The sequence below is a fragment of the Mesorhizobium sp. L48C026A00 genome, assembly GCF_000502375.1.
GTDB classification, from domain to species: domain Bacteria; phylum Pseudomonadota; class Alphaproteobacteria; order Rhizobiales; family Rhizobiaceae; genus Mesorhizobium; species Mesorhizobium muleiense.
This window is the reverse complement of the sequence record NZ_AYWU01000063.1, coordinates 1-8,898: the sequence shown is the minus strand read 5'-3', so window position 1 is coordinate 8,898 and position 8,898 is coordinate 1. Positions and strand designations below refer to the sequence as shown.

Here is an 8,898-nt window from a genome sequence, read left to right as displayed (position 1 = left end):
ACATCACCGGCGCAGCGCTCTCGCCCATGTCAGCCTTCCTGATACTGCGCGGTCTGAAGACGCTCACGCTGCGCATGGAACGCCACAGCGCCACAGCCCTTGCGGTGGCTCAGGCACTCGAGGCGCACCCGGCGGTGGCATGGGTGAGTTATCCCTTCCTCGACTCGCACCCTGATCAGGTGACGGCGCGAAAGCAGATGTCCCAAGCATCGGGCATGTTGGCCTTTGGCCTCCACGCTGGGTTCGAGGGCGCGCGGCGGATGATGGACCGGCTCAAGCTGATCACCCGGGCTGTCAGCCTCGGCGATGCCGACAGCCTCATCTATCATCCGGCAAGCCTGACCCGTGCTCGTCAGCCGATCCGCAAGGATGCGCATCTGGCCGATGGAGTCGGCGAGGACCTCATGCGTCTCTCGGTGGGTCTTGAAGACGCCGATGACCTAATNGCGCATCTGGCCGATGGAGTCGGCGAGGACCTCATGCGTCTCTCGGTGGGTCTTGAAGACGCCGATGACCTAATCGCCGACCTGCGGCGGGCTCTGGACGCCTTGTGATGGCCTGTCGCCCGGCCAGTCCTGCGCTCACGCACAAACCTGGAGCCTTGCCATGGCATTCCTGAGCGGTCTTTCCGCGTTTCCCATCACGCCCGCCGATCGTGACGGCCGCGTCGATACCGTTGCTCTGCGCAGGCTGATTGCTCGGCTTGGCGCCGCTCAGGTCGACTCCATCGGTCTTCTCGGCAGCACCGGCACCTACATGTATCTGTCGCGCGAGGAACGGCGACGGACGCTCGCCGAGACCTTGGACGAAATCGCCGGGCGAATGCCGGTCGTGGTGGGTGTGGGCGCGCTGCGCACCGACGAAGCAGTGAGGCTCGCGCAGGACGCCAAGGCCCTTGGAGCTGCCGCGGGGTTGCTTGCCGCCGCCTCTTACACCCGGCTCACTGATGACGAGGTGTTCGAACATTTCTCGACGGTGGCGCGCGAAAGTGGCCTTCCGATCGTCATCTACGACAATCCAGGAACGACGCATTTCCGTTTCACCCCAGCACTCGTCAGCCGCCTGGCAAAGGTGCGGGGGATCGTCGCTATCAAGAATCCGACAGACAAGGGCGATGCGATCAAGAGCCATCTGGCCGACCAGAGGCGCACTGTGCCGGAAGGGTTCTCGATCGGCTACAGCGGCGACTGGAACGCCGCAGAGGCCATGATCGCCGGCGCCGACACATGGTACAGCGTCCTCGCCGGCATCCTGCCCGAGGTCTGCGTGAAGATCGTCACGGCGGCGCAACAGGGCGATGCGGCCGAAGCGCGACGGATCGATNATCCTGCCCGAGGTCTGCGTGAAGATCGTCACGGCGGCGCAACAGGGCGATGCGGCCGAAGCGCGACGGATCGATACCACGCTTGCGCCGCTCTGGAGCCTCTTCAAGGAGTTCTCGAGCCTTCGCGTCGTCTTTGCACTTGCCGAATTGCTCGACATTTGCAGTGCCGACCCCCCGCGTCCCATCCTGCCTCTGCCCTCAGCAGCAAAGCGCCAGATCGCCGCCGCGTTGGAACGCTTGCGATCGGATGCCAGCCGGTGAACAGCGAACCCGGCGGCCAGTGAAAGGAACTGTCATGTATTTACCCGCTCATTTCAATGAACCGAGCCGAAAAGTCCTTTACGAACTGATCGAGAACAACGCACTCGGCGTGCTGATAACCCATTGCCGGAGCGGTCTCGACGCCAATCACATCCCCTTCGAACTCGACACGTCACAGGGAGAAAACGGTACCCTTCGCTGCCACGTCGCACGCAACAATCCAGTTTGGCAGGACGTGGCGACCGGCGATGAGGTGCTCGTGGTGTTCCGCGCCGCCGACGCCTACATCTCACCGCAGTGGTATCCGAGCAAGCAGGAGTTCCACAAGCAGGTGCCGACCTGGAATTACATTGTCGCACATGCATATGGGCGGATCACAATCCACGACGACGAACGCTATGTCCGCCGCAATGTCGCCAAACTGACTCACAGGCACGAGGCGACCCAGCCTGTCCCGTGGAAGATGGGTAACGCGCCGAAGGACTTCATCGACACTATGGTCAAGGCAATCATCGGCCTGGAGATCGAGATCACCCGCCTTGTAGGCAAAGCCAAGCTCAGCCAGAACAAGGAGGCACGTGATATCTGCAATGCCGGCGAAATGCTGAACGCCCAAGGCGACCGGCGCGTCGGTCAGGCGATGCTTGCAGCCGCCGCCCGGAAGCCCAAACAAGGCTGAAGAGCGTGGCCCATCGCACTTTGATGAATGTCAGCAAAGCTTACCCTGGATGGTGCTGCGAAAAGCCGAGCGAACGATAAACGCCTGGCACACGAAATTGCACGTGCCGAAGGAAAGTGCACATTCTCGCTCGAGTGACTTATTTCAAAGGATGTGATCGCGTTTTGGCACATTCACGGCCCACATGCGGCAGCCGGTAACTCATCACATGGTGAGCAACCAGGAAACCCTCCGGCCTACACTTTCTCCCGGAGCGCGCGTGCTGCAGCAACCATGTTCATGAGGGCAGGGCGGACCTCCTCCCATTTGCGTGTTTTGAGGCCACAGTCCGGGTTTACCCACAGTTGGGCATCCGACAGTCGCTCGCGGGCAAGCATGACGAGATCCGAAATCTCGCCGACTTCCGGGACCCGTGGTGAGTGAATGTCGTAGACTCCGGGCCCGATTTCATTCGGATATTTGGAGCTCGTGAAGGCGTCCAGCAGTTCCATTTTCGAGCGCGACGTCTCAATCGAAATTACATCCGCATCCATTCCAGCGATCGCGTCGATGATCTCGTTGAACTCCGAATAGCACATGTGGGTATGGATTTGAGTCGCGTCCTTTACACCCGTTGAAGCGATCCGGAAGCATTCGACAGCCCAGTCGAGATAGACTTTCCAGTCAGACTGGCGCAGTGGCAATCCTTCGCGAAACGCGGCCTCATCGATCTGGATCATCCTTGCGCCGGACCTTTCGAGATCCGTCACTTCGTCGCGGATGGCGAGCGCGATCTGGCGGCAGGCTTCGGAACGGGGTACGTCGTCGCGAACAAAAGACCAGTTGAGAATGGTCACTGGGCCCGTGAGCATTCCCTTCACAGGCTTTTCCGTAAGCGACTGGGCGAATTGCCACCAGCGCACCGTCATCGGATTGCGCCTCGATACGTCGCCGAAGATGATGGGGGGACGCACGTAGCGGGACCCATAGCTTTGTACCCAGGCATGCTGGGTGAAGGCGAAGCCGGACAGCTGCTCGCCGAAATGCTGTACCATGTCGTTTCGTTCGAACTCACCGTGCACCAGCACGTCCAGCCCGATCTCTTCCTGCCAGCGAATTGCAGCCTCGATCTCCTTCTTCAGGAAGGTCTCGTAGTCGACATAGCTCAGCTGGCCCTTCCCATGAGCGGCCCGCGCCCTGCATACCTGCGGCGTCTGCGGGAAGGACCCGATGGTCGTCGTCGGGAACGGCGGCAGCCCGAGCGTGCCGGCCTGGACTCTGGAGCGCTCGGCAAAAGCGCTCTCTCGTCGCTTCATGCTGTCGTCGATGCTGGCGATCCGCCCCTCGACAAGCGGGTCATGGATCTTCGTGGATGTCACGCGAGTGGCGGCAGCCTCGGCAGACGCTTTCAAAGCGCCTGCCACCGCATCCCTGCCTTGGGACAGGGCCCGGGCCAGCAACACCAACTCGTCGGTCTTCTGGGCCGCGAAGGCGAGCCACGACCTGATATCCGCGTCGATTTCCGTCTCCATGCGCAGGTCGATCGGCACATGCAGCATCGAACAAGAAGGCGCGATCTCGACGCGGTCCAAGGGCCAGCCGGCGACGATCGGTTTGATGCGGTCGAGAATGGCGGGCAGGTTCGCACGCCAGACGTTGCGGCCATCGATCAAGCCAAGCGAGAGCACCAGATCCTTCGGTGCGAGCCGACCCACCGTTTCCAGCTGCTCGGGAGCGCGCACGAGATCAATATGCAGCCCGGCCAGGGGCAGAGAAACCGCGGTTTCGAGATTGTCTCCCAGCGGCCCGAAATAGGTAGCCAGCATGATCTTCAGCTTGGGCGCGGCTTTTGACAGCTGGCCATAGGCGAATTCGAACGCAGCTCGTTCGTTGGGGTTCAGATCGAGGACAAGCGCTGGCTCATCGATCTGCACCCAGTCGGCTCCCGACAGCTTCAGCCTCTGCAGGAGTTGCTCGTAGACGGGCAGCAGCCGCGGCAGGAGCGCGATGGGATCGAATCCTTCGGCAGGCGATTTCGCCAGCTTGAGGAAGGTGATCGGTCCAAGCATGACTGGGCGTGTGTGAATGCCGAGCGCTTTAGCCTCGAGGAAGTAATCAACCGGCTTCGTCGACGAAAGGGCGAACGTCTGATCATCGTCTAGTTCCGGCACAATGTAGTGATAGTTTGTGTCAAACCACTTGGTCATTTCCATCGCGGTTACACTAGGCCCATGAGCCGCATGCTGTCCACAATCCTCCGTCTGACCTTGGTTGCCGCGCGCCATGGCGAAGTAGATGTCGAGTGGGACCTCGCCGCCATTCCAGGCGTAACGGGCTGGCACGGCGCCGACCATGACTGCGGTGTCGAGCACATGATCGTAGAGCGAGAAGTCGTTCGACGGGATTTTCGACACGCCGCGATCGCGCTGCTCCTCCCAGCTAGCGGCACGCAGCGCCTTCGCAGTCGTGAGAAGGTCGCCAGCGGAAGATTTTCCGGACCAGTAGCTTTCAAGCGCGAATTTCAGTTCTCGCTTACGACCGAAGCGCGGCACGCCGAGCGTTGCTACAGGAATTTGCTGAGAGACAGTCATGCCAACCCCGATGGTTGGGGCGTCGGTGACAAGGAAGGCGCTAGCAGGCCGGCACGAACGCCAGGCTGCAGCGGCCACCGAGACACCCGGCCCGTGGACGTAATTCGCCGTGGCAGGTCTCCTGGCTCGCGGGTCATAGCCTCTACCCGTCTTCCCAAGGCTATTTCGCCTCAGTGACATGAGTGGAGTTGGCTCGCCGCTAACAGTTGCGGGGGCAGCGCCGGCATCGCACCGGCTTCCCTCTTAGCTCCGCTGCGGCAGCGCCGTACGGAGAACCACGACACGGGAGACAATTACAGCAGTTCGCTTCCTTGTCAACGCCGCATAAAGAAATGTTTATGTCGTTATGTTAAATTCCCGTTGCATGTTTCCCAAAGGTCGTCTCGAAAGCGAAAACTGTGGGAGCCTTGAGCGGCCGGTAAATCAAAGCAATGACGCACGGCGCCCTTGTCCAGGAGGATAGGAGTTCGTCGGCTGCCGGCGGCAAACATACCGGCAAGCGCCTTGGTGCTGCTTCCCGCATCATGCGAACGCCACCTCGGCGTCGCACTTCGGCTCCGAGGTTCCGACCGCTTTGTTGGTGATCTGCTCGCGACCACATTCGCCTCAATGGCGAGGCAGTTACCCATGTGGAAGGTCTTGGCCGTGCCGCCGTCGGTGACACGACACAACGATTTCGAGGGGAGCACCCGAGGCCAAGTGCAGCGGCCTGTTGCGAAGTGATCGAGGCCAATGTCTCGAACTGCTGTTCGCAGCCCACCGGCTCAAGCTAACCTGGCTCAAACCACCGGGCCAGCTCAAGTCCTGTCCAAGTGAGGCCTGAGCGGCAAATCGTCGTGCACGCGCACGGTTTGGCGTTCGATCTTGTAATGCGTCTTGGGCGGGCAATCGCCACGGTGCAGCGCTTCCAGGCGCGCAACGATTTCGGCGTCATCCTGGGTCTGCCTGTTGTTGTGGCGAACGTACTCGACCCAAGTTGGCACGTGATAACACTCGGTCCATAGTTCGGGCTTTTCCAGGTCACGCAGCAACGCCCATTGTCTGGCGCCATCTCGCAGCCGGGCTTTTCGCCACGATGTCATCACACTGAGAAATTCCGGGACATCTCTCTGATCGATACGATAATCGACCATCACCATGATCGGACCGCTTCGTGGCCGCAGGTCAAGTTGCAGCGTCGGTTCGCTGAACTTGTTGGTCGGATCCAGATTGAGCGTTTCGAAATCCGGCTGACGCAGAACGATCCCCATCAGTCCCCCAATCACAAGAACCACGCTGGCGACGAGGAAGGCTCCCGAAACACCTTGGACATCCGCCAGTTCGCCCCAGAGCCAGCTTCCCGCCGCCATGCCGCCATATGTGGCCGTCTGATAGAGAGACAGGGCGCGTCCAACCACCCACCGCGGCGCCGAAAGCTGCACTGTGACGTTAAACAGCGAGAATGATTGAATCCAGGCCGCACCGGCTGGCATGAGGAGCAGACAGCTCAGCCAAACGTGCTCACTCCATGCCAGAAAGAAGCAGCTGATCGCCAGTATAAAGAACGCACCGCGAATGACCCATTCGTTGGAGAGAACTTCTCGGACCCGCCCGATGAGGAGCGCGCCGCAAATCGCTCCCAGGCCGAAGAAGCCGAGCATCACGCCGTAGGTGACCGCGGTCCCTTTGACCTGTTCGCGAGCAACCAACGGCAGGAGAGCCAAAATGACAACGGCGGTGAGGCCGAAAATGAAACTCCGGCACATCACCTTGAGAAGGTTCGGCGACAAGAGCACGTAACGGAAGCCCGCCGCCATCGCACTGCCGAAAGCCTCCCGCGGCAGCGCTTGTCGTGCCCGTACGGCTTTCCACCGCAACAGCGCAGCGATCAGAGCGAAGTAGCAAAAGACGTTGAAGAGGAACGCGAAGGCCGCACCGGCTGTGGCCACGATTATGCCGCCAATCGCCGGCCCGACGCTGCGCATGAGATTGTAGCTCATGCCGTTGAGCGCAACCGCGCTAGGCAGGTGTTCGCGAGGCAGGATGTCTCCCATCGAGGCTTGCCAAGAGGGATCGTGCAATGCCCAACCACAGCCGATCAGGAAGGTGAGACCCAGAAGGGTCCAGGGTGTCATTGCCCCCGCATAGGTCAGGAACGCCAGGAAGGCGGATACGCAGACCATCAGCAGTTGCGCAGTCAACATGATCCGGCGACGGTCAAAGTTGTCCGCGAGCGCTCCCGCCCCGAGCGAGAAGATCATGTAGGGGAGGGTGGTCGATGACTGGACGAGCGCCACCATTCCATGGGAGGTGGCGATGCTCGTCATCAGCCAAGCCGCCGCCACACCTTCCACCAGGGTGCCAAGGTTCGAAACGAGTGCAGCCGACCATAGCGAACGGAAGGTCTTGTGCTGAAAGGGAACGAGTGAAGATGTTCTCTTCGCCATTGTGGGAAGCTTCGGGATCGACCACGCGGCTGGATTTGGTTCGCCTCACTCAACCATGGCCTCGCCGTACAAGCCAAGCTGCCACAGTGGCGCGCCTGCTAACCCAGAAAACTTGGCGGCCTTACAGGCATGCGCAGGACGCGCGAAGCCGCTCAAATCTCCCCAGATGGGTCAGCCATCGAAGACCGGCATCACTTGCCCGTTGAGCGGCTATACGATAATGCTCCGCGCTAAGCGGGAAGCGCCAAAAATTCGAGCGGCGACTTCATTCTTCTATTCAGGAAGGAACTATGAGGCGGCAGACGCGACCATTCACCGTGGAAGTCAAACAAAAGCGCAATTATCAAAAATCCGCACGTTCCATCTGGGGCAATTTCGACATCGCCGCCGCGATGGCCGAGACAACAAAGGAAGTCGAGCCGTTAAATCGTCAGCTTGTTGACTCTACTGTCGTGGCCCTTGATGCTGAACCTTTGCACAAACCGCGAGTGGAGCATTTCATGGCCAATCCCCTGGAAACCGAGTCAGCAGTAGTTCATAGCGAACCGGCAGACAAACCGGAAACGCCAAAACCCAAGACGAGAGCGCGGCGGTCGAGGAAGCCAGAAGCTGAGGCGAGCGCGCCTGCCCGCAAGAACGGCGCCAAGCCGATATCCGCGACCACTGAAGCACCGCCGTCAGCGCGAACAGGCCGAAAGAGCTACTCCGCGAAAGATCGTGCCCAGAAGCTGGCGCAGATCGAGACCTCGATCGGCGGCGGCGCTACTCTCAAGAGCGCGGTGAAGCAAGCCGGCATCTCGGAACAGACATATTATCTTTGGAAGAAGGCGGCGGCGCCTGCGGCGGACAGAGACGGGCTGAAGGATCTCGTCGCGCTCGAGGAAGAAAACAAGCGGCTAAAGAGCCTGCTTGCCGATCGTCTCCGCAAGGAGAATGCGGAACTGAAGAAAAGGCTTGGGCTGGATTAAGGAGGGTTGGCCGCTGGTTCTTGGCTCGCCACCTACAGCAATCCCGCCTGCTCAGCCTCGTGGCGCAGGTTCTGCCGCGGCCTTGGTCCGAGCTGCTGGATGACCAGTCCCGCTGCCAGCGAGCCGAGATCGCCGCACTGCTTCAGGCTGCGGCCTTGCGTGTAGCCATAGAGGAAGCCGGCGGCGTAGAGGTCGCCGGCGCCGGTTGTGTCGACCAGTTCCCGGATTTTGGTCGCCTCGATGGTGACCGTCTCGTCGCCGCGCACGATGACCGAGCCCATTTCCGAACGGGTGACGGCGGCGATCTTGCAGTCCCTGCGGATCTGCGCCAGCGCCTCGTCGAAGGAGGCGGTCTGGTAGAGCGCCTTGATCTCGGTAAGCGATGTCGCGACGGCACCTTTCGGTGATCGGCGTGAAGGACGATGTTCGGAGCCTTTGAGGACTTCGACACATGAGGATTTCAGAGCTTACGCTTAAATCCAGCGATCACGAGCCCGCGCGCCGGTTCGAGGTGTTCACGGGCTCCGGTCGGCGGCGCGAATGGCTGCCGGAGGAGAAGGCGCGGATCGTGGCGGAAAGCTACGAAGCCGGCGCGAGCGTGAGCGCGGTGGCGCGGCGATACGCTTTGTCCCCGCAGCAGCTGTTCGCCTGGCGTCGGGCCGCTCGTCAG

6 protein-coding genes, 2 pseudogenes and 1 riboswitch are annotated in these 8,898 nt (G+C 60.9%); of the genes and pseudogenes, 5 read left to right on the top strand and 3 right to left on the bottom strand.

All coding sequences use genetic code 11. The features are described 5' to 3' along the window. The 3 genes and pseudogenes from X738_RS79730 to X738_RS79720 form a co-directional block, all read left to right on the top strand. Positions 1 to 554 (top strand): PLP-dependent transferase (locus X738_RS79730; protein ID WP_036270626.1); only part of this gene is annotated, 554 nt, incomplete at its 5' end. Positions 555 to 606: 52 nt separating this feature from the next. Further along, positions 607 to 1,585 (top strand): annotated as a pseudogene (locus X738_RS79725) (dihydrodipicolinate synthase family protein). A gap of 34 nt (positions 1,586 to 1,619) precedes the next feature. Beyond that, a complete protein-coding gene (locus X738_RS79720; RefSeq protein WP_023804095.1) occupies positions 1,620 to 2,264 on the top strand; it encodes an FMN-binding negative transcriptional regulator in 645 nt (214 codons plus the stop codon). 236 nt (positions 2,265 to 2,500) lie between these two features. On the opposite strand, the gene metE is transcribed toward X738_RS79720, so the two are convergent. Continuing rightward, on the bottom strand, positions 2,501 to 4,834 hold the full coding sequence (gene metE / locus X738_RS79715) for a 5-methyltetrahydropteroyltriglutamate--homocysteine S-methyltransferase (RefSeq protein ID WP_031257112.1): 2,334 nt from the start codon (positions 4,832 to 4,834) through the stop codon (positions 2,501 to 2,503). A 94-nt stretch (positions 4,835 to 4,928) separates the two neighbouring features. Further along, positions 4,929 to 5,129: riboswitch (cobalamin riboswitch) on the bottom strand. A 502-nt stretch (positions 5,130 to 5,631) separates the two neighbouring features. After that, entirely contained in the window at positions 5,632 to 7,260 is a 1,629-nt protein-coding gene (locus X738_RS79710; protein ID WP_023804093.1) for an MFS transporter, read from the bottom strand. 290 nt (positions 7,261 to 7,550) lie between these two features. Here X738_RS79710 and X738_RS79705 point away from each other — a divergent pair, with 290 nt between their 5' ends. Further along, positions 7,551 to 8,228, top strand: a complete 678-nt coding sequence (locus X738_RS79705) for a transposase (protein WP_245277889.1) — start codon at positions 7,551 to 7,553, stop codon at positions 8,226 to 8,228. A gap of 32 nt (positions 8,229 to 8,260) precedes the next feature. Here X738_RS79705 and X738_RS79700 read toward each other — a convergent pair. After that, positions 8,261 to 8,602, bottom strand: a pseudogene (locus X738_RS79700) (PfkB family carbohydrate kinase); the annotation flags it as partial. 77 nt (positions 8,603 to 8,679) lie between these two features. Here X738_RS79700 and X738_RS79695 point away from each other — a divergent pair. Continuing rightward, a partial coding sequence (locus tag X738_RS79695; protein ID WP_023804090.1) for a transposase occupies positions 8,680 to 8,898 on the top strand: 219 nt, incomplete at its 3' end.